We start from the raw sequence: 18,691 nt of genomic DNA, 5'->3' as shown, positions 1-18,691 counted from the left end.
GCCCAGAATGGATCCGCCTGACCGATTGCCAGGCACTGGCAAAGCAGTCGAAGAATTTCGGTTCGTTTCCATCCCGTATGCATTGTCTTGATCTACCCACTCGATTTACGGCACCATATGCAGCCTTTGTTTTTGTCGCTGCTTTTCGCCCGCACGATCAAGAATGCCCTTAAGCTCAGCCAATGGGACCGGTTTTCCGAAGAGGTAGCCCTGCATCTCGTGACACCCCAGATCGCGCAGGATGCTGGCTTGCGTTTCGTGTTCCACACCTTCGGCGATAACGTTCATATCAAGCGCCATTGCCAGCGTGACCGCGCCGGCAACCAGCATGGTTGCCTTGCTACCGGGCTCGAGCCCCTTCAGCAGGGACTTGTCGATCTTGATGTGGGTGAAGCCGTAAGACTTGAGGTAGTGGATGCTGGTGAAACCCGTCCCAAAATCGTCTAGCGCAAGCGAAATGCCAGCCGCTTTCAAGGTATTCATCGCCTTGATCGCCATACGTGGATTGGTCAGCAGATAACTTTCCGTCATCTCCAACTGCAGGCATTCGGGCGGGAAGCCGGTCTGCTTCACAATATCGAGAACTTGCCGTTCAAATCCCGGATGCCGGAATTGGGCCGGCGACACATTCACGCTTAGGCCCAGCCCGCTAATAGGCTGGATCTCGCGGCAAGCGCGCTCAAGCACATAGAGGCCGAGAGGGTGGATTTGGCCCGTCATTTCCGCGACTGAAATGAACTCGTCAGGTGAAAGCGCGCCTTGGGCGCGGCGAGGCCAACGCAGCAGTGCTTCGACAGCGACAATCGCGCCGCTGGCTGCATCGATAATCGGTTGATACACCAAATCGAATTCGCCGCTGCCCAACCCGGTGCCGATCTGGCCTTCGATCTCGATGCGTCTCAGCCGTCCCTTGTCAAGCTCATCACTGTAAATCGCTACCTGCCCCTTGCCCCCGGTTTTGGCGTGATACATCGCAAGGTCTGCCCGGCGCAGCAGTTCGCGCGGGTTCACGCCCGCGTCTGTATTGCTGGCAATGCCGATCGATCCGCTGATTTGCAGCACATGGCGATCAACCAGCACGGGCAGCGCCATCTGTTCAAGCAGGCGCAGCGCTAACGTTAGGGCTGATGCATGCGCATTTTCGGCAATCCCGGCGGATTCCAGCAGCACCGCGAATTCATCCCCGCCCACCCGGGCCAGGATAGCATTGTCGGGGCATTGTTCGCGCAGGCGCTGGCAGACGGTGCGGATCAGTTCGTCACCGGCATGATGGCCATGTTCGTCGTTGACCAACTTGAAGCCGTCCAAGTCGATAAACACAATGGCCAAACTGTTTTTCAGCAATCCTTCCTGCTGTTCCAGGCGATCAAGCCGGGCAAGAAGCTCCCGCCGATTGGGTAGGCCGGAAAGCGGATCGCTAAACGCGATACGGCGATTTTCCTCACTCAGCTTTTCGGTTTCCAGCTGGCGGGTGTGCAGCGTGCGGCGTGACTGCACGACTTCGGAAAAGGAGCGGTTGAAGCTGTGCGTGACAACCGCCATGCCGATGCACACGCAGCACAGCACCAGCGATTGCGGTAACAGCTGGCCACCTTCCACCCATGAGAAATAGAGCGCAAAGGAAATCGTGCTCACCGCCGCGACCAGCATCGCAGCCGCCCGCAGGGTCATCAGACAAAAGACGGTGCTGACCTGGCTCAGTGCGAGGAAAAAGGTAAGGTTACTTCGAGCATACGCACCCGCGTCCTGATAGACCCAAATCACCCAGGCATTGAAAGTCAGAGTCATCATCACGGCAAGCAGGCAAGTGCGCTTGAGATGCTTCGAGATTTGTGTGTCATTCAAATTTTGCGCGTGACCCTGTCGTAGCCACCAGATCGCCCGGGTGATGGCGATTGCGGAAATGGCGATTGGAGCAAACAGCGTCTTGACCAGCAGCGCTGCATTGAAAGACGTCACGGTGATAGCCACCGTATTGCAGACGAGAATCCCGTAAAGAAGCGGGATATGCCCCTGAAACGAGCGGAATTGCGCTCGCATCAATTCTGGATCGCTCGTGTCCAGATCGAAAAGTCGGATGATATCTCGCATTGCCTTACAAGTGGCCTTCCGTGTGACCGCACCAAGGCGCGACTTTAAAGCGGCCGAGTTAAAGACAACGGTGTTAGATGATAAATAGATTCCCCCAGTTGGAGGAAGCAGCCATGCCGCAGTCCCCCTATGAACGGCGGCTTCTACGGCACGGTAGAAGTTTTGATCGGGCTTGGAATACCCGAGAGAGGCAGCGTAATGCATGCCATCGAAGCTATCTTTCAGCGCCAGTCGATCCCAAAGGTATTCTTCCCGCCGCAACCCGGCCGCGGGGGTGGTGATCAATTCACCGACGCGCATACGCCGGTCTCTTTCGCCGCAGTTTTGATTGCGATCCCGAGCCTGCTTCTGAAAAAGCCGGCCGGACAGGATTGCTGACGCCGCGACCGGGCAATTGCGGCTACCCTGAAAAGCGGGCAGCTCGACCCGGCTACGGAACATTCATCGCTTTTCCATCTTCCTTAAGTTCGAACACATGCTGAAATCGCATGTGACAAATTTGAGGAAAACATAATTATGAACGTCAATACCGCCGCGCTCGAAACGCTGATCGACACGACCTATGATTCGGTCGAAGGCTACCGCAAGGCTGGCGAAACCGCCAAGTCGCCCGAATTGAAGCGGATCCTGTCGGAACAGGCCGCAAAGCGCCAGAAGACGCTTGATAAGCTCAACGCCGAACTGACCCGTCTGGGCGGCAATCTGGTGACCAAGGGCACCGCAACCGGCGGACTGCACCGGCTGTGGATGGACCTTACCGACCTGTTCGCGAGCGGCGACAAGGTTGCAGTCGAGCGTGTCGAGGAAGGCGAAGATTACCTCGCCAAGAAGTTCGAGCAAGCGCTCGAGGCAACCGATCTCGATCCGACCACGCGCTCGGTGGTTCAGTCCGCCCTTTCCGAAATCCGCGAAGGCGAACGCATGACCGATCGCCTGGCCGATCAGTACGACTGATTTTTCGATCCGGCAGCGCGGCGCCCCCACCCCCCCGCGCGCCGCGCTGCTGGTTCCTGCATTTTTCCACTTTTCGAGGACACCCATTATGGCCCGCAAACCCTCCCCCGACGACATATCCCCGGCAACCGGCAACGCGCTGCGCGACCGCCAGCAGGGCGAGGGTTCGGCAACCTTCACTGACAACACCGGCAATGCGGGCGAATTGCATCAGGACATTGAGGCCAGCGGCGACCATGGCGATGGCGCGGCCCACCTGACCGACAACCACGGTCACCGCATCGCCGACAACCAGAACTCGCTGCGCGCAGGCGAACGCGGACCGACGCTGCTCGAGGATTTCGTGCTGCGCGAGAAGATCTTCCATTTCGACCATGAGCGTATCCCTGAGCGGATCGTCCACGCCCGCGGCTCCGGTGCACACGGCACTTTCGAGGTTACCCGTCCAATCCCCGAATGGACCCGCGCGGGGCTATTTCAGAACGCCGGCACCACCTGCCCCGTGTTCGTCCGCTTCTCGACGGTCGCAGGCGGCTCCGGCAGCGTCGACACGCCGCGCGATGTCCGCGGCTTTGCAGTCAAACTCTATACCGAGGAAGGCAACTGGGATCTGGTCGGTAACAACATCCCGGTGTTCTTCATTCAGGACGCTATCAAGTTTCCCGACCTCGTGCACAGCGTGAAGATGGAGGCCGATCGCGGCTACCCGCAGGCCGCCAGCGCGCATGATACCTTCTGGGATTTCGTCAGCCTGATGCCCGAAACGATGCACATGGTGATGTGGGCGATGTCGGATCGCGGCATCCCGCGATCGCTGCGCATGATTGAGGGCTTCGGCGTCCACACCTTCCGTCTCATCAATGCAGAAGGTGAAGGCCGGTTTGTGAAATTCCACTGGAAGCCGGTGCTGGGTCTTCAGAGCACGACATGGGACGAAGCGGTGAAAATTGCCGGGGCCGATCCCGATTTCCACCGCCGCGATCTTTGGGAAGCGATCGATGCAGGCGATTATCCGCAGTGGGACTTGGGCGTGCAGGTGTTCGACGAGGCGTGGGCGGCCAAGCAGCCCTATGATGTGCTCGACGCCACCAAGCTCATTCCTGAAGAGGAAATCCCGGTCGAAGTGATCGGCCGCATGACGCTGAACCGCAATGTCGACAATTTCTTCGCCGAAACCGAACAGGTTGCCTTTCTTCCGACCAACATTTTGCCTGGTATGGATTTTTCCAATGACCCGCTGCTACAGGGCCGCCTGTTCAGCTATCTCGACACCCAGAAATCGCGGCTGGGCACGACCAACTTCCACCAGATTCCGATCAACGCGCCCAAGTGCCCGTTCCACAACATGCAGCGCGACGGGATGATGCAGACGCTCGTGCCCAAGGGCCGCGCGAATTACGAACCCAACTCGCTCGCTGAAGCTGGTGAGGACGGCGGCCCGCGCGCTTGCCCTGAAACCGGGTTCACATCGTTCCGCGAAAACGCCGAGCGTAACGATCCCACGGAAAAGCTGCGCGTGAGGGCCGATACCTTTGCCGATCACTACAGCCAGGCGCGGATGTTCTACCTCTCGCAGACCGAGAACGAGCAGGCGCACATCGCCTCCGCGCTGGTGTTCGAACTTTCCAAGGTGAGCATCGAACACATCCCGCCGGCGGTCATCGCCCGTTTGCGCAACATCGACGAAGACCTTGCCAAGCGGGTCGCTGAAGGGCTCGGCGTCGATCTGCCCACGAAGGCTAAGGCCGCCAAGGAGCCGGTCGATCTGGGCACGTCTGATGCGCTCTCGATCCAGAAAAACGCCGAGGCGACTTTCAAAGGCCGCAAGGTTGGTATCCTGTTCGACGAAGGGTCGAACAAGGAGTTGATCGATGAGATCGTCGCCGGAGTCGAAAAGGCGGGCGGCACCAGTTTCCTGGTCGCGCCCAAGATCGGGCCATTGAAGGTCAAGGGCGGCACGCTCAAGGCCGATGGACAGCTGGCCGGCACGCCTTCGGTGATGTTCGATGCGGTGGTCGCGATCCTGATGCCCGAGCGTGCCGAAAAGCTCGCCAAGGATGTCGGCGCGGTCGCGTGGTTTGCCGATGCCTGGTTCCACTGCAAGACCATCGGCGCCTGCGGCGGCACGCGCGAGCATTTGCTGCCCAAGGCGAATATCGAGCCGGACGACGGCATCGTCGATCCGGAAGACTTCGTGAAGACCGGCCCGATCCGCCATTGGCACCGCGAACCCAAGGTCCGCGATCTGGCGTAATCCTATGTGACAGAAAGCAAGGCCGCCGGTGACTGGCTTCAGTTGCCGGCGGCTTTGTCCTTGCGGGCCTCAACATAGTCTTCGGCAATGTCACGGGCGTTGGCGCGGTCGCTTCGATCCGCTGCTTCGGGCTCGTCATTGAGGCGCTCGGCACGGTCAGGATCAAGGCAAAGATCGCTCACGATCGCGCGGTGATCCGATCCGATATCACGCAGCACGCGCATGTCCTTGAACAGAAAATGCTCGCTTACAAAAATGTGGTCGAGCGGCCAGGCGAGCCAGATCATGTTTGACGGAAAGGTCGCAAAGCTGCCCCGGCCGATCCGCGGGTCGAGCAGGCGGGCGGTCTTTTTGAACAATTCGGAGGTATTCGACCAGGCCACATCGTTAAAATCGCCTACCACCATGACCGGGCGCGTTTCGGTTTCGGCAAGTCTGCCGACCCTGACCAGTTCGAAGTCGCGCTCGTCGGTGTCAATGCCGGGGCGCGGCGGGTGGGGGTGGATGCCGAAGAACCGCACCTTGCGCCCATCGACCGACAGGGTTGCCATGACCGAAGGCGTTTCGGGCATCGCAAGGTCTTGAATGGTTGCATCGGTCATGGCGAAGCGAGAGGCGAACATCATGCCATAGGTATTGGGCAGCGGCCGATCGAGCCGGTGCGGATAATTGCGCAGCACAGGTTCGAGCGCCGCAGCCCAAGCGTCATCTGTTTCAGTGAGCAGGATGACATCCGGGTTTTCCTCGCGGATCAGTTCGAGCGCTCGGGCGTAATCGCGATTATCCTGCAGCACGTTAAAGGCGAACACGCGGATGCACGCTGCATCGTCACTGGCAGCCGCTGCCGATTTGACTTCGGTTGCAGCGAGAAAACTGTGCGGGAAGATGCGATAGCCCTGCCACACTGCGCACACTGCCAGAAGCAGCGGCAGAACCGGACGGGTCTTGCGATCCAGCACGGCTGTCAGACCTGCAAGCACGCAAAGAGTAATGAAGATCTGGAGCCGCGGGAAATCCCAGACCCGAATCCACCATTGTTCAAACCAGGTGGCGCTCGCCAGCGACCCTGCAATCATGATCACTGCCAACGCACGCACGGTCCACAAGCCCACGCCGCCCAATCGCGTCCATTCTCGCGCCAAAGCCCTTGCATCCCTTTGCAGATTGTCGATCGAATGCGCGCAATATGAACAATTTGGCCTCATGGCGAGACCCCTTAATGGTCCGCAGCAGATGCAAGCCGCCGGCGGCAATCATCCGTGAGCAAAACACCAGCAGCAAGGGAGGCGTCGCTGGCAGGCAGACCCAGCAGATGGGCGGCAGGATCTTCGCGCGCGATGCGGTGTCGCGGGCCCATACCTTCTGTTTTGCGGTCGGCGATGTGGCGGTCAACGGGGCAGCGGTTTTTGCGGGTCAGGGGTCGCACTTCTGCAGCTTGATTTGCAGCAAGCAGAAGAAAACCGTGCGGGCGATGGAACACTCGCGCTTCGTGATGGCTTAGAGGCGGAAAGGAGACCCACGTGACCCGATCAATATCCGTGAACGGCGCCGCTCATCCGCTCCCCAATGATCCGCGGGTCTCATTGCTGGATTTCCTGCGAGACGGTTTGAGGCTCACGGGCACCAAGAAAGGCTGCGATCACGGCCAGTGCGGTGCCTGCACCGTCATCGTCAACGGAATCCGTATCAATAGTTGCCTTACCCTTGCAGCGATGCACGAAGACGACGAGGTTACTACTATCGAAGGCCTTGGAACGCCTGATGCGCCTTCGCCGCTTCAGCAGGCTTTTCTGGAGCACGACGGGTTCCAATGCGGCTATTGCACGCCGGGCCAGATTTGTTCGGCCACCGCGCTGCTGGATGAAATCGCGTCGAATTGGCCCAGCGATGCAAGCGGCGATCTGGTCGGCACGCTCACCTTGTCCGACGAGGAAATCAGGGAACGCATGAGCGGAAATCTGTGCCGATGCGGCGCTTATGCCAATATCGTCGCGGCCATTCGCGACGTGGCGGAGCAGCGGACATGAGGGCCTTCGATTACATTCGCCCAGTATCGCTGGAAGAGGCGGGCCGCCGGTTGGCTGAAACGTCCGCCAAGGCTATTGCTGGCGGCACCAATTTGCTCGATCTGATGAAATTGCAGGTCGAAACGCCCTCCGCCGTGTGCGACATCAGCCGCCTTGATCTTGCGACCATCGCCGATACGCCGGACGGTGGGCTATTCATCGGTGCGCTGGTGACGAACACACAGACCGCAGTGCATCAGCGGGTCCGCAAGGATTACCCGCTATTGGCCCGCGCCATTCTTGCCGGCGCGACGCAACAGCTGCGCAACAAGGCCACCACCGGCGGCAATCTGTGTCAGCGCACCCGTTGCTTCTATTTCACCAATGCCGACCAGCCCTGCAATAAGCGCGATCCGGGCAGCGGCTGCGGCGCAATCGGCGGCATCGCCAAGCTCCATGCCGTGCTCGGCACGAGCGAACATTGCATCGCGACCTATCCCGGCGACATGGCCGTGGCCATGACCGCGCTTGGCGGCGTTGTCGAGATTGTTGGGGCTGACGGGCATGCGCGCAGTGTGCCCGTCGCCGATTTCCATTGCCTGCCCGGCGATACGCCGTGGCGCGAGAACGTGCTCGAAGAGGGCGACATCATCACCGCGGTCACGCTGCCTGCGCCCGTTGGCGGGCTGCAGACTTATCGCAAGGTGCGAGAACGATCATCTTATGCTTTTGCGCTCGTTTCGGTAGCGGCCATTGTTGCAATGGACGATCAGGGCAAGATTGCCCGCGCCGATTTGGCGTTCGGCGGGCTTGCGCACAAGCCTTGGCACGATCCGCGCATCGGCGATCTACTGGTGGGCGAAGCGCCTTCTGCGGCCTTGTTCGACAAGGCGGCCGACCTGTTGCTGGAAACTGCGCAAGGTTACGGCGAAAACGATTTCAAGATCCCTTTGGCGCGGCGGACGCTTCGTGCAGTTCTTGAGGAAGTGACCGGAGCATCATCATGATCGTCCACGAAAAGCAGGACAACCCGGATACGGCCAATCGGCTCGACGGCATGAAGCAAGGCGTGCTGGGGACTGCCATGTCCCGCATCGACGGGTTGGCCAAGGTAACGGGAACGGCGCTATACGCAGCCGAGTATTCGGCCGATAACTGCGCCGAAGGCGTGTTGGCAACTGCCACGATTACCCGGGGTGTCGTCAACGCGATCGACAAGAAAGCCGCGCTCGCGCTTCCCGGGGTTATCGCCGTGATCGACGATCCGCGCCTCACGACCAGGGCCGCGCAGGGCACCGCAGATGAGGCCCCGCAGCAGGATCCAGCGCGGGTGTGCTACTGGGGTCAGCCCATCGCTCTGGTGGTGGCCGAAACCTTTGAACAGGCGCGCCATGCCGCAAAACATCTCGTCGTCGACTACGGCGAAGAGGTGGACGCGCCGGTCGACCCTGAAGCCGTCAAGCCCGAGGAGCAGACCGAAGAGACGGTCAGCCAAGGCGACCTCGACGCCGCCATGAGCGCAGCGGCCCATGCGGTCGATGTGACGTTCACGACCAAAGGCCATGCCTCGGCTGCGATGGAGCCTCACGCCGCCATCGCCAGTTGGAACGGCGATGATCTGACCGTCCACGCATCGCTCCAGATGCTCAACTACAACATCACCGAACTGGCCGATGCGCTGGGCATTCCCGAGCAGCGCATCCGCCTGATCGCGCGCTATGTCGGCGGCGGGTTCGGATCAAAATTGGGTATCAGCGAGGAAGTGGTTGCAGCCGCGATTGCGGCGCAAGAAATCGGGCGCCCGGTCAGGGTCGTGATGACCCGCCAGCACGTGTTCCAGGCAATCATGCGCCGCTCTGAAAGCACCCAGCGCCTTCGCCTGTGCGTCGATGCTGCGGGGAAGCTGACTGGATTCGGACATCATGCGCTGGTGTCCAACCTTCCGGGGGAAGAGTTTGCCGAGCCCGTGCTGCAATCCTCGCATTTCCTTTATGCCGGCGCCAATCGGGAGCTGAAGCTGGAATTAGCCCGGATCCACCGAATGACGGCCGGATCGGTTCGCGCGCCCGGTGAGGCGGTGGGGATGCCCGCACTGGAATGCGCGATGGATATGCTCGCCGAGGCGGCCGGTATCGACCCGGTCAAGTTGCGGCTGATGAACATTCCCGAAAAGGACCCGGAAAAAGGGCTCCCCTTCTCCAGCCATACGCTGGCCGACTGCCTCACCCAGGCCGCAAAGGCGTTCGGTTGGGATCATGGCCTGCGCAAACCGCGCCAAACGCGCAAGGGCGAATGGTGGATCGGCACCGGCATGGCGAGCGCGGCGCGCGTTCATAACGTCATGGAAGCCAAGGCCCGCGTCACACTGAAGGCCGATGGCACGGCGGTGGTCGAAACCGACATGACGGATATCGGCACCGGCACGTACACCATCGCTGCGCAAATTGTGGGCGAAATGCTGGGTCTCGCGCCTGACCGTGTTCTTGTTGACCTTGGCGACAGCCGGCATCCGCGCGGGCCGGGCTCTGGCGGCAGCTGGGGGGCGCCTTCGATCGGGTCGGCTCTCTATGTCGCGTGCAAGGCGATCCGCGAGGAATTGGCAAAGCGCCTCGATATCGACGAGCCCGATCTGGCACTGCGCAATGGCGCGACATCGTCCGGCACGCAGCTTACCGAACTTCTGCGGGGCGAGGATCTGGCGCGCGTAGGCCATTACGAACCCGGCGCGATCTCGGAGGATTTCACTGCATCGGGCTTCGGCGCTTTCTTTGCGCAGGTGCGGGTCAATGCGTTTACCGGCGAAACGCGGGTTGACCGGATGCTGGGCGCGTTCGGCTTCGGCCGGGTTCTCAACCGCAAGACCGCACGCTCGCAATGTCTTGGCGGTATCACATGGAGCATTGGCACGGCCCTGACCGAAGCACTCGAATTCGATCCGCGCGATGGTCACTTGGTCAATGGCGATCTGGCCGAATACCACGTGCCGGTGAACCGCGATGTGCCTGACCTCGATGTCATCCTTGTCGAAGAACGCGACGCGGCCGCAAGCCCGATTCAGGCCAAAGGCATCGGCGAACTAGGGATGTGCGGCGGTGCAGCGGCGATCGGCAATGCCATCTACAATGCCAGCGGCGCGCGTGTTCTGGACTTCCCGATGACGCCAGACCGTGTGATTGCTGCCATGCCTGATTGACAGCCGAACAGCCGCCGCGGGGCGCGAATCCGCCATGGGGAGACGCGAGGCAAGCTGCGTCTCCAAGGGGGGCGCTCGCTCAACGATTAATGCTATGAGACCGCAAGTCCGGGATCAAATGCGCGGTAATGTCAATTTGAATCAAATGCTTTGCTGGTGCGGCTGTGTTTAGGATGGGGGCGCGGGCAATGATGGCAGATTATCCAGAAGAAATGCCGATTGCAGCGTTGGCGGGGCTTTCCCGCGAACCTTTGTTCATCCCGTCGCAAGGCGAAACGTGTATTCCTGTCGATGAAACGAGTTCATCAACGCACAGGAGATACGAAGATGAGTGCCTACACCTTTCGTTCCTCGCGCCCCGATCAATGGGTCAGCCCGCGCCCCACGCGTGATCCTGCGCGCGGCCGTGCAATTCATGGCCCGCTGGTGCCGATGCAGCAGCCCGGATTGCTGGAGCGCCTGTTCAGCTTGCGCTGAGCCGCGCAATCTGCCCAAGCATTCTTGCAATTGTCCGCTGCCCGGCGTAAGGAGCCGACGTCTTTTCCGACATTGGTAGTGTATCCAGCCCCTCCGGCGACCTTGTCCCGGGCGGCGCGGCCCCCTACCTGAAAGCCGGTCGGCGAAGGCGCAGGCATTACGCGAAGGAAACGGGCTATCATGGCCGAACAGAACACCCCCGCCAAAGGCGGAGCCGAAGAAAAGAAGCGCAAGACCTCGGTCGGCGAATTCGCCAATCAGGTGCGCACCGAAACCAGCAAGATCGTGTGGCCGACTCGTGAAGAGACGATCCGCACGTCGATCTTCGTGTTCATTTTCATGATCATTCTGTCGCTGTTCTTCTTCGCCATCGACAGCGCGTTTGGCGCAATCGTGCGTGCCGCGATCGGCCTGCTGCAATAAGGCCGCCTGGCCGCAACCTTCTGCCCGTCAGACCCCAATTCCAAGGACACTTCATGGCTCGCTGGTACATCATCCACGCTTATTCCGGTTTCGAGAACAAGGTGCGCGACGCGATCATTTCCGAAGCCGAACGGCTTGGCCTGTCCGAAGGCGTCGAGGAAGTGCAGGTTCCCACCGAAACCATCACCGAGGTGAAGCGTGGCAAGAAGGTGCAGGTCGAACGCAAGTTCATGCCCGGCTACGTGCTGGCCAAGCTGAATCTGACCGATGATGTCTATCACCTTGTGAAGAACACCCCCAAGGTGACCGGCTTCCTCGGAACGATGAACAAGCCGCAGCCGATCTCCGAAAAGGAAGCCTCGCGCTATTTCGGCGGCGTTGCCGCAGCACAGGCCGAACCCAAGCGCGAGATCAGCGTCGATTACGAAATCGGCGATTCGGTCAAGGTTCTGGAAGGCCCGTTCGCCAGCTTCAACGGGATTGTGGAAGAACTCGATTTCGACAAGGCCAAGGTCAAGGTTTCGGTTTCGATCTTCGGTCGCGGAACGCCGGTGGAGCTCGATTTCGAGCACGTCGAACTGGCGAAGTGAGTTTTGCGCTCGCCCCTCCGGGCGAGCGTCCTCGGCGCTGTTCCGCGCTTCGCGCGGGCGCCTGCGGGCGGCCTTGCAGGTGTGCTTTGCACGTCTGCGCCTTCGGCTTCGACTCCGCCCTTGCGCCCTCTTCGAGGCCGACCCAGCGCTTGCGATTTTAGGTCATGAAAACCCGCCCCGGTATCTGTCAGCGCAAGCGCCGCTATGGCTCGCGCGAAGAAGCCGACGCGGCAGCTTTGCGGGCCGACGTTGCCTTGCGCACTTACAAATGCGCGCTTTGTAAGCAATTCCATCTCACCAGCCGCACCAAGGGGCTGCGTCCGCCGCGCGGTTTCGGTTGATTTCGTAACCCGTGCCGCCTATGCGCGCGCCTTCGCTGCCTTCAGGGCAGTGATTCCGTGCGGGAGCCGCCGCTGTGCACGCAGCCGGGGCGTTTGACCGCTTAACATGAGCCGCGATGGAAACAGCGCGGCAACAGTGCGACAGGAGTAAGGCCACATGGCCAAGAAAATTGAAGGCTACATCAAGCTGCAGGTGCCCGCGGGCTCTGCCACCCCTTCGCCGCCGATCGGTCCGGCGCTGGGTCAGCGCGGCGTGAACATCATGGAATTCTGCAAGGCGTTCAATGCGTCGACGCAGGAAATGGAAAAGGGCATGCCGATCCCGACCGTGATCACGGTCTATGCGGATCGCTCGTTCACTTTCGTGACCAAGACCGCACCGGCGACCTACTTCATCAAGAAGGCCGCCAACCTGAAGTCGGGCTCGAAGGAGCCGGGCAAGATTTCGGCTGGCACCATCAAGAGCTCGCAGATCCGCGAAATCGCAGAAGCCAAGATGGTCGATCTCAACGCGAACGATATTGATCAGGCCATGAAGATCATCGCGGGTTCTGCCCGTTCGATGGGCCTCGAAGTGGTGGAGGGCTAAAAACATGACCAAGATCACCAAGAAGGCCAAGGTGCTGGCTTCGCTCGACCGCGAAAAGCTCTACACCGTCGATGAAGCGCTGACCGTGCTGCGTCAGCACAAGACCAAGTTCGACGAAACCGTCGAAGTGGCTATGAACCTCGGCGTCGATCCGCGTCACGCCGATCAGATGGTGCGCGGCATGGTGTCGCTGCCTTCGGGCACCGGCAAGGACGTGCGCGTGGCCGTTTTCGCCCGCGGCGACAACGCCGAAAAGGCGCTGGCCGCCGGTGCCGACAAGGTTGGCGCGGAAGACCTGATGGAAGACATGATGGCCGGTAATCTCGATTACGACCGCGTCATCGCCTCGCCCGACATGATGGGTGTGGTCGGCCGGTTGGGCAAGACGCTCGGCCCCAAGGGCCTGATGCCGAACCCCAAGCTCGGCACCGTCACCCCCAACGTCGCGCAAGCGGTCAAGGACGCCAAGAGCGGCCAGGTCGAATACCGCGTCGAAAAGCAGGGTATCATCCACTCAGGCATCGGCAAGCTCAGCTTTTCGGACGACGCGCTGAAGGCCAACTTCAAGGCGCTGACCGAAGCCGTCGTGAAGTCGAAGCCCGCAGGCGCCAAGGGCAAGTACGTCCGCAAGGTCACAGTGACCTCGTCGATGGGCCCGGGCCTGAAGGTCGACCTTTCGGAAGTCGAAGGGGCGTGATTTTGGCGAGGCGACCGCGTCCGCGCTCGCCTTTCCTCGCTCACGGAGCCTGAAGGCTCCATCGCTGCGGGCGCCCGGTCGGACTTGCGAGCCCTTCGGGCTCGGCGGTTGGAAACCAAAGAAACAAAGGGGTCGGGAGCATCTGCTTTCGGCCCCTTTGCTTTGTTGTCTAAGTCATTCGCCCCCCTTGTGATCGGCCCCGGCTGCACCATTTCGTATCGATAAGGTGCAGCGCCTCTCTCCCCGCCCCGCTGCGTTGTCCGGAAAGAGGTTCTGTGATGCCCGCTTCGTCTCAAGATGGAAGCTCGTGGCTTGACCCCAAGTGGTTCGTGGCCGGTTTTGCGCTGGTCGTGTTCGGGCTGATCATTACCTATGATGTCCGGCTTGGTTTGGCAGCGGGCGCACTGCTTGCCGCTGCCGGATTCGTTTGGCTGTATCTCGCCTTGCGCTATGCCCCGCACAACGCGGCGGAGTCCGGACGCAGCGTGCTGGTGGAACGGGTGCGTCAGCAGGCGAGCAATCGCCGGTTGGCGGCCGCGCAGATGGCCCGGGTTGCTCCGTTGCCAGTTCCCGCCCCGGTCGCTGCGGTGATGCCGTCAGGCCCGCAGCAGGGACCGAATTCGCCCCAGCGCCCCTGATCGCTGCGCCAAGGCCTTGGCTTGCGCTGCGCCTGCATCAAACCCGGCGCGCGCGCCCAGCAAGGTGCGGTTACCCAGCGTCGGCTTCAGCAGGACAAGGCTGGAACAGGCGGCATGGCCGGTGCCGAACATTTCCTTGTGCGCACCGTCGCCTTCGGTGAAATCGAACCAGCGATAGCGCGCCTCATCAAACAACCGTTCCAGCGCGTCCATCTGCAACACAGTGCCGGGTGAAAGCCGCGCCCATGCCGGGTCGTAACCGAGATGGGCATAGACCAGTGTCTGCCCTGTCACTGGCAAAGCCAGATAGGCCACCGCCTCGCCCCCAGCATGGAGCAGGAAGCAGCGCATCCGGTCCGCCTCAGCAGCCGCCAGCATGATCTGGCGAGCCTCGGGAGTGTCTGGCAATCCGGCATCGAGCAGCCGGGCCTGATAGGTCTTGGCCGAAAGGGGCAGGGCCGCCGCGAGGAAGACGTCGATCTCGGCAGGAGTGCGATGTTCGCTGACGGTGTAACCGCCTGCCTCGTCCGCCAGCTTCCTTGCCTTGCGCCGCAGGGTTGAACGGGTCTTGCCTGAAAACCCCGCCATGTATTCGGAAAAGCCCTGCCCCATGTCGATATAATGGCGCCGGTAATCCTGCCGTCCGCCCGCGACATAGCCGGGAAAATGCGCCGCAACGTAAGGCAGGCTGGCGGTCGGGGCAGACAGTACGCGCAATCCGTCGGGGCCGCTGGGCGGCGCTTCGGGCGGAGTGCCGGCGAGCACATCTTCCAGCGTGAAGGCCCAGTTTGCCAGCTGCCGCGGCACGCTCAGCAGGCGGCGAGAGCCGAGGGTAAAATCGATGCTGATGGTTTGGGCGGCAGCCATGGCGGGGCCCGCTCTAGCGCGCGCCGTAAAGCGCGTTGGATACGAATTGTTCGGCCAGCCGCATCCCCGTACGCACCGGATTGGCGGGCAGCAACGGGTCATCCTTGGTGATCATCCGCAAGCCTGGCGGATTGTCCTTGTAGTTCGCGGTCTCCACCTTGCGCATCGAAGCCAGCGACTTGACCAGTCCGATGAAACGGCGACGCACGATGTGGTTCACCGCCAGCTTGCGCCGGTTGATGAGTTCGAAGGAATGGCTCACCAGTGTAAAGCTGCTGCGCTCGCAATCGCACGCATGCCGGATCGCGGCGAGCATTTCGGCCAGCGTCAGCGCGGTGATCTGGGCGTGTCTTTGCCCGCCGCCCAGTGTTCCGATTGAGCCGATGGGCACTTCGATCACCCCCATGTGTCCCACGGGATCAAGGTGGTGGGGGCCAAGGCCGATCCGGCAATCAGCATCGGGTATCGCCGGACAGAAGCTCGTATCGTAGTCCATGCCGACCGCCGCAAGCGCGCGCAGCGTATCATCATTCGCGCCGTAATTGCCTGCGCGGAATGCCACTGGCGCGGGCGCGCCCGCCGCGATCAGTGTGGTGCGCGCGTAATCGAGCAGTTCGCACTGATCTTCGAACGGGAAATCGGCCATGTTACGGCCGGTGCGTCCCGATGACAGCGGATTGGCCCCGCCCGCCAGTGCGAGCCATTCGGTATGACAATGCAATTGCACGTCCTGCCCCGCAGCGATGATCGGGCCCACTACATCCTCGATTGCGGCAACGCCCCACACCAGCGCGGGCATGGGATCGACGAAAAACACCGCTTTTTGCCCGTAAAGTTCGAGCAACGCGAGCTTGTGGGTAATCCCCGCCGGCCCTTCCGGTGTGACGCAGGCGATCGACCGGGCGAAATTTTCTGCCCGGTCAGCCAGTCCCGGCCCGGTGTAGAGCCCCGAGGAATACTCGGTATCGATGGTGATGAAGACCCGTGTCGGCATGATTATGGCCATAACCGGAAAGGGTTAAAGCGAGGTGATGATGTTACCTTCGCCTCACCGGAGTGCGGTCAGATACCGCCGGGGGTAAAGGCGTGACCCTGAGTGGCGAGGCCTTTGCACAGGCTTTCAGCGCAGGCTGTAAGAGCATCCGCGCTGGTCGACCGGATCACGAAATTGGCGCCAACCCGGCCTTCACGGAAAAACGGATAGGAACCGATCTGGCAGGCTTCATGCGCGGCTTCGGTCTGGCGCAGCAATGCGGCAACTTCGCTTTCGGCAACCCAGCAGCCAATGGTTTCAGACAAGAGCGGCGCGCCGCCTTCCAACTGGCCAGTGAGCGCATCGAGCATTCCGGCCGTGATGTGCGGCACGCCCGCCATCAGGAACAGGTTGCCGCGGCGGATGCCGGGCGCACCCGACATGCGATTGGGGATGAGCTGCGACCCTTCGGGCACGCGGGCCATGCGCAACCGACCTTCGTTCAGCCCGCCGCGGGTTTCGTAATAGCGTTCCAGCAATGCGCGGGCTTCGGGATGGATCACCACCGGCACGCCGAGCGCGGCAGCCACTGCGTCCACCGTGATGTCATCATGGGTGGGGCCAATCCCGCCCGTGGTGAACAGGTAATCATAGGCAGCGCTCAAATCGTTCACTGCTGCGACGATACGGCTTTCGACATCGGGAACCACGCGCACTTCAGCAAGGCGGATGCCCTGCACCTGCAGCCAGCTGGCCACCTGCGCGATGTTCTTGTCATGGGTGCGGCCGGACAGGATCTCGTCACCGATGACGATGAGGCCGGCAGTCCAGATTTTTTCGGGAGAGGTCATGGGGTGAGGGTTAGGGGAGAATGGCAGTCAGCAAAAGTCTTTCGTCACCCAAACCGTTCGCCTCGAGCGTAGTCGAGAGGCCACCGCGCAGGTGTCTCGACTACGCTCGACATGAACGGCGTTTGGTGGCGCCCTATTCTGCGGCTTCCAATTGCTCCTCGGCTCCACGCGCATTGGCACCGGGCTTGGAGAAGGTCAGGATCCCATCGGCCAACGGGTCATCCTTCATCCGCTTGCGATCCAGCACATATTCCTGATTGAGCCGCCACGGATAAGCCACCGAATTGCGCGGCATGATGTGCTTGCCGCGCTGAATATAGCCGGACGAGAAATCGAACACGTCGTCCTCGACAATTGCGGCTTCGCCTTCGGGGGTCATCACAGGGGTGGCGATGGTGCTGCCTGTCTTGCGCATCTGTTCGAGCACGCGGCAGACGTAATCGGAGTTGATATCGGCGCGCAACGTCCAGCTGGCGTTCAAGTATCCGAACACCACCGCCAAGTTGGGCAGGTTCGAGAACATGCAGCCCTTGTAGTAGAACCGCTGGTTGAAGGCGACCGGTTCGCCATCGACGCTGATGGCAATCTTGCCTGCCACAGCCAGTTTCAGCCCCGTCGCTGTCACCACGATGTCGGCAGGCAGAAACTGCCCATCGGCCAACCGCACGCCGCCCTGTTCGAATTTAGCGATCTGGCCGGTGACGATATCGGCCTTGCCCGCCTTCATTGCAGTGAACAGATCTTGGTCGGGCACCAGACACAGCCGCTGTTCCCACGGGTTGTAGGGCGGGGTGAAGGTCGCCTTGTCGTAATCCGGGCCAAGCGCTTCCTCGATCTTCTTGTAGAGCGCGTCTTTCACCTTCTGCGGATTGTCACGCGCCAGTTTGAAGCTGAAATCCTGCATCTTGATGTTCTTGAACCGCGTCAGGCGATAGGCCAGTTTTTCCGGCAGCACCTTGCGCAGGAAATTGGCCACCGCATCCTTGGCCGGGCGGGTGAACATCCATGTCGGCGTGCGCTGGAGCATGGTGACGTGCGCGGCCTTGTCTGTCATCGCTGGCACAATCGTCACTGCGGTCGCACCCGAACCGATCACGACGATATTCTTGCCGGCGTAATCGCAATCATCAGGCCAGAATTGCGGGTGCAGCACCTGTCCCTCGAACGCGCCGAAATCGAAGCCGGGATCGTACGCCTCGTCGTAATCGTAATAGCCTGATCCGAGGTAGATGAAGTTCGCCGTCAGCCGCGTGCGCGAACCATCGGCCAGCTCCATCTCCACATGCCAGCGCGCCTCATCATGACGGAAATCGGCGCTGATCACTTTGTGACCGAAGCGGATGTGCTGGCGGATGCCGCGTTCATCCACGATCCGGTCGAGGTAATCGAGGATCGCGGGCGCATCGGCGATGCTCTTTTCGTGGCGCCACGGTTCGAAATCGAAGCCGAGCGTGTGCATGTCGCTGTCCGAACGGATGCCGGGATAGCGGAACAGATCCCACGTCCCGCCGAGATTGTCGCGCCGTTCGACGATGGCGTAGGAATGGTGCGGCGCTTTCATGTGCATATGCGCGGCCATCCCGATTCCGGAAATCCCGGCACCGACGATCAAAACGTCAAAATCTGGGGGTGTTGCAAGCATGGTGGGTCTCTCTCTCCCGTGTTGCGGCAGATGTAATCACAAGGCCCGCGCAAAAGCGAGTCTTGAATAGCAAACTGCAACTGAGTTTTGGGTGACGCGCTGCGG

Annotated in this window: 19 protein-coding genes; 13 read left to right on the top strand and 6 right to left on the bottom strand. The window is 61.1% G+C overall.

All coding sequences use genetic code 11. The features are described 5' to 3' along the window. Positions 1 to 105 precede the first annotated feature (105 nt). Positions 106 to 2,532 carry a putative bifunctional diguanylate cyclase/phosphodiesterase gene (locus tag IP79_RS06395; RefSeq protein WP_233994107.1) on the bottom strand — a complete coding sequence of 809 codons (2,427 nt, stop codon included), beginning with the start codon at positions 2,530 to 2,532 and terminating at the stop codon, positions 106 to 108. A gap of 75 nt (positions 2,533 to 2,607) precedes the next feature. Between IP79_RS06395 and IP79_RS06385 the strand changes: the two genes are divergently transcribed. Both IP79_RS06385 and IP79_RS06380 read left to right on the top strand, forming a co-directional pair. Continuing rightward, positions 2,608 to 3,045, top strand: a complete 438-nt coding sequence (locus IP79_RS06385) for a ferritin-like domain-containing protein (RefSeq protein ID WP_054118450.1) — start codon at positions 2,608 to 2,610, stop codon at positions 3,043 to 3,045. Positions 3,046 to 3,133: 88 nt separating this feature from the next. Further along, the gene (locus IP79_RS06380) at positions 3,134 to 5,299 is read left to right on the top strand and encodes a catalase (protein WP_082337057.1); all 2,166 of its coding nucleotides are present in this window, start codon (positions 3,134 to 3,136) and stop codon (positions 5,297 to 5,299) included. Between the two features lie 38 nt (positions 5,300 to 5,337). Here the strand turns inward: IP79_RS06380 and IP79_RS06375 are convergent, their stop codons facing one another. Then, positions 5,338 to 6,375 (bottom strand): endonuclease/exonuclease/phosphatase family protein, encoded by a 1,038-nt coding sequence (locus IP79_RS06375; protein WP_233994106.1) that lies wholly within the window; start codon positions 6,373 to 6,375, stop codon positions 5,338 to 5,340. A gap of 110 nt (positions 6,376 to 6,485) precedes the next feature. Between IP79_RS06375 and IP79_RS06370 the strand changes: the two genes are divergently transcribed. From IP79_RS06370 to IP79_RS06330, 11 genes are all read left to right on the top strand, one after another. Then, on the top strand, positions 6,486 to 6,800 hold the full coding sequence (locus IP79_RS06370; protein WP_156318158.1) for a hypothetical protein: 315 nt from the start codon (positions 6,486 to 6,488) through the stop codon (positions 6,798 to 6,800). A gap of 19 nt (positions 6,801 to 6,819) precedes the next feature. Continuing rightward, the gene (locus tag IP79_RS06365) at positions 6,820 to 7,326 is read left to right on the top strand and encodes a 2Fe-2S iron-sulfur cluster-binding protein (RefSeq protein ID WP_082337055.1); all 507 of its coding nucleotides are present in this window, start codon (positions 6,820 to 6,822) and stop codon (positions 7,324 to 7,326) included. Further along, positions 7,323 to 8,312 carry an FAD binding domain-containing protein gene (locus tag IP79_RS06360; protein WP_054118446.1) on the top strand — a complete coding sequence of 330 codons (990 nt, stop codon included), beginning with the start codon at positions 7,323 to 7,325 and terminating at the stop codon, positions 8,310 to 8,312. The genes IP79_RS06365 and IP79_RS06360 overlap by 4 nt, the downstream gene beginning before the upstream one ends. Beyond that, positions 8,309 to 10,498, top strand: a complete 2,190-nt coding sequence (locus tag IP79_RS06355; protein WP_054118445.1) for a xanthine dehydrogenase family protein molybdopterin-binding subunit — start codon at positions 8,309 to 8,311, stop codon at positions 10,496 to 10,498. Before IP79_RS06360 ends, IP79_RS06355 begins: the two co-directional genes overlap by 4 nt. Positions 10,499 to 10,825: 327 nt before the next feature. Beyond that, positions 10,826 to 10,975: a hypothetical protein gene (locus IP79_RS15665; protein ID WP_197273761.1), complete on the top strand. Its 150-nt coding sequence runs from the start codon at positions 10,826 to 10,828 to the stop codon at positions 10,973 to 10,975. 180 nt (positions 10,976 to 11,155) lie between these two features. Next, entirely contained in the window at positions 11,156 to 11,398 is a 243-nt protein-coding gene (gene secE, locus IP79_RS06350; protein ID WP_054118444.1) for a preprotein translocase subunit SecE, read from the top strand. A 53-nt stretch (positions 11,399 to 11,451) separates the two neighbouring features. Further along, positions 11,452 to 11,988, top strand: coding sequence for a transcription termination/antitermination protein NusG (gene nusG, locus IP79_RS06345; protein ID WP_054118443.1), 537 nt, complete (start codon positions 11,452 to 11,454; stop codon positions 11,986 to 11,988). Positions 11,989 to 12,152: 164 nt separating this feature from the next. Beyond that, positions 12,153 to 12,329, top strand: a complete 177-nt coding sequence (locus IP79_RS15660; RefSeq protein ID WP_197273760.1) for a hypothetical protein — start codon at positions 12,153 to 12,155, stop codon at positions 12,327 to 12,329. A 157-nt stretch (positions 12,330 to 12,486) separates the two neighbouring features. Then, positions 12,487 to 12,918 carry a 50S ribosomal protein L11 gene (gene rplK / locus IP79_RS06340; protein WP_054118442.1) on the top strand — a complete coding sequence of 144 codons (432 nt, stop codon included), beginning with the start codon at positions 12,487 to 12,489 and terminating at the stop codon, positions 12,916 to 12,918. A gap of 4 nt (positions 12,919 to 12,922) precedes the next feature. Further along, positions 12,923 to 13,615: a 50S ribosomal protein L1 gene (gene rplA / locus IP79_RS06335; protein WP_054118441.1), complete on the top strand. Its 693-nt coding sequence runs from the start codon at positions 12,923 to 12,925 to the stop codon at positions 13,613 to 13,615. 278 nt (positions 13,616 to 13,893) lie between these two features. Then, on the top strand, positions 13,894 to 14,253 hold the full coding sequence (locus IP79_RS06330; protein ID WP_156318155.1) for a hypothetical protein: 360 nt from the start codon (positions 13,894 to 13,896) through the stop codon (positions 14,251 to 14,253). Here the strand turns inward: IP79_RS06330 and IP79_RS06325 are convergent. The 4 genes from IP79_RS06325 to IP79_RS06310 form a co-directional block, all read right to left on the bottom strand. Beyond that, complete coding sequence (locus IP79_RS06325; protein WP_054118439.1) at positions 14,212 to 15,120, bottom strand: GNAT family N-acetyltransferase; 909 nt, start codon at positions 15,118 to 15,120, stop codon at positions 14,212 to 14,214. The genes IP79_RS06330 and IP79_RS06325 overlap by 42 nt on opposite strands. A gap of 13 nt (positions 15,121 to 15,133) precedes the next feature. Continuing rightward, positions 15,134 to 16,114 (bottom strand): polysaccharide deacetylase family protein, encoded by a 981-nt coding sequence (locus tag IP79_RS06320; RefSeq protein WP_054118944.1) that lies wholly within the window; start codon positions 16,112 to 16,114, stop codon positions 15,134 to 15,136. 68 nt (positions 16,115 to 16,182) lie between these two features. Continuing rightward, on the bottom strand, positions 16,183 to 16,944 hold the full coding sequence (locus IP79_RS06315) for a competence/damage-inducible protein A (protein WP_054118438.1): 762 nt from the start codon (positions 16,942 to 16,944) through the stop codon (positions 16,183 to 16,185). A 133-nt stretch (positions 16,945 to 17,077) separates the two neighbouring features. Next, entirely contained in the window at positions 17,078 to 18,586 is a 1,509-nt protein-coding gene (locus tag IP79_RS06310) for a flavin-containing monooxygenase (protein WP_054118437.1), read from the bottom strand. Between the last annotated feature and the right edge of the window lie 105 nt (positions 18,587 to 18,691).

This window comes from Porphyrobacter sp. AAP60 (genome assembly GCF_001296025.1).
Taxonomy (GTDB): domain Bacteria; phylum Pseudomonadota; class Alphaproteobacteria; order Sphingomonadales; family Sphingomonadaceae; genus Erythrobacter.
This window is presented reverse-complemented; position numbering and strand designations above follow the sequence as displayed.

Excerpts from the sequence above, each read along its gene's own strand:
- IP79_RS06395 (WP_233994107.1), bottom strand. The coding sequence starts at position 2,532 with ATGTTCCGTAGCCGGGTCGAGCTGCCCGCTTTTCAGGGTAGCCGCAAT.
- IP79_RS06385 (WP_054118450.1), top strand. The coding sequence starts at position 2,608 with ATGAACGTCAATACCGCCGCGCTCGAAACGCTGATCGACACGACCTAT.
- IP79_RS06380 (WP_082337057.1), top strand. The coding sequence starts at position 3,134 with ATGGCCCGCAAACCCTCCCCCGACGACATATCCCCGGCAACCGGCAAC.
- IP79_RS06375 (WP_233994106.1), bottom strand. The coding sequence starts at position 6,375 with ATGATTGCAGGGTCGCTGGCGAGCGCCACCTGGTTTGAACAATGGTGG.
- IP79_RS06370 (WP_156318158.1), top strand. The coding sequence starts at position 6,486 with ATGAACAATTTGGCCTCATGGCGAGACCCCTTAATGGTCCGCAGCAGA.
- IP79_RS06360 (WP_054118446.1), top strand. The coding sequence starts at position 7,323 with ATGAGGGCCTTCGATTACATTCGCCCAGTATCGCTGGAAGAGGCGGGC.
- IP79_RS06355 (WP_054118445.1), top strand. The coding sequence starts at position 8,309 with ATGATCGTCCACGAAAAGCAGGACAACCCGGATACGGCCAATCGGCTC.
- IP79_RS15665 (WP_197273761.1), top strand. The coding sequence starts at position 10,826 with ATGAGTGCCTACACCTTTCGTTCCTCGCGCCCCGATCAATGGGTCAGC.
- secE (WP_054118444.1), top strand. The coding sequence starts at position 11,156 with ATGGCCGAACAGAACACCCCCGCCAAAGGCGGAGCCGAAGAAAAGAAG.
- nusG (WP_054118443.1), top strand. The coding sequence starts at position 11,452 with ATGGCTCGCTGGTACATCATCCACGCTTATTCCGGTTTCGAGAACAAG.
- IP79_RS15660 (WP_197273760.1), top strand. The coding sequence starts at position 12,153 with ATGAAAACCCGCCCCGGTATCTGTCAGCGCAAGCGCCGCTATGGCTCG.
- rplK (WP_054118442.1), top strand. The coding sequence starts at position 12,487 with ATGGCCAAGAAAATTGAAGGCTACATCAAGCTGCAGGTGCCCGCGGGC.
- rplA (WP_054118441.1), top strand. The coding sequence starts at position 12,923 with ATGACCAAGATCACCAAGAAGGCCAAGGTGCTGGCTTCGCTCGACCGC.
- IP79_RS06330 (WP_156318155.1), top strand. The coding sequence starts at position 13,894 with ATGCCCGCTTCGTCTCAAGATGGAAGCTCGTGGCTTGACCCCAAGTGG.
- IP79_RS06325 (WP_054118439.1), bottom strand. The coding sequence starts at position 15,120 with ATGGCTGCCGCCCAAACCATCAGCATCGATTTTACCCTCGGCTCTCGC.
- IP79_RS06320 (WP_054118944.1), bottom strand. The coding sequence starts at position 16,114 with ATGCCGACACGGGTCTTCATCACCATCGATACCGAGTATTCCTCGGGG.
- IP79_RS06315 (WP_054118438.1), bottom strand. The coding sequence starts at position 16,944 with ATGACCTCTCCCGAAAAAATCTGGACTGCCGGCCTCATCGTCATCGGT.
- IP79_RS06310 (WP_054118437.1), bottom strand. The coding sequence starts at position 18,586 with ATGCTTGCAACACCCCCAGATTTTGACGTTTTGATCGTCGGTGCCGGG.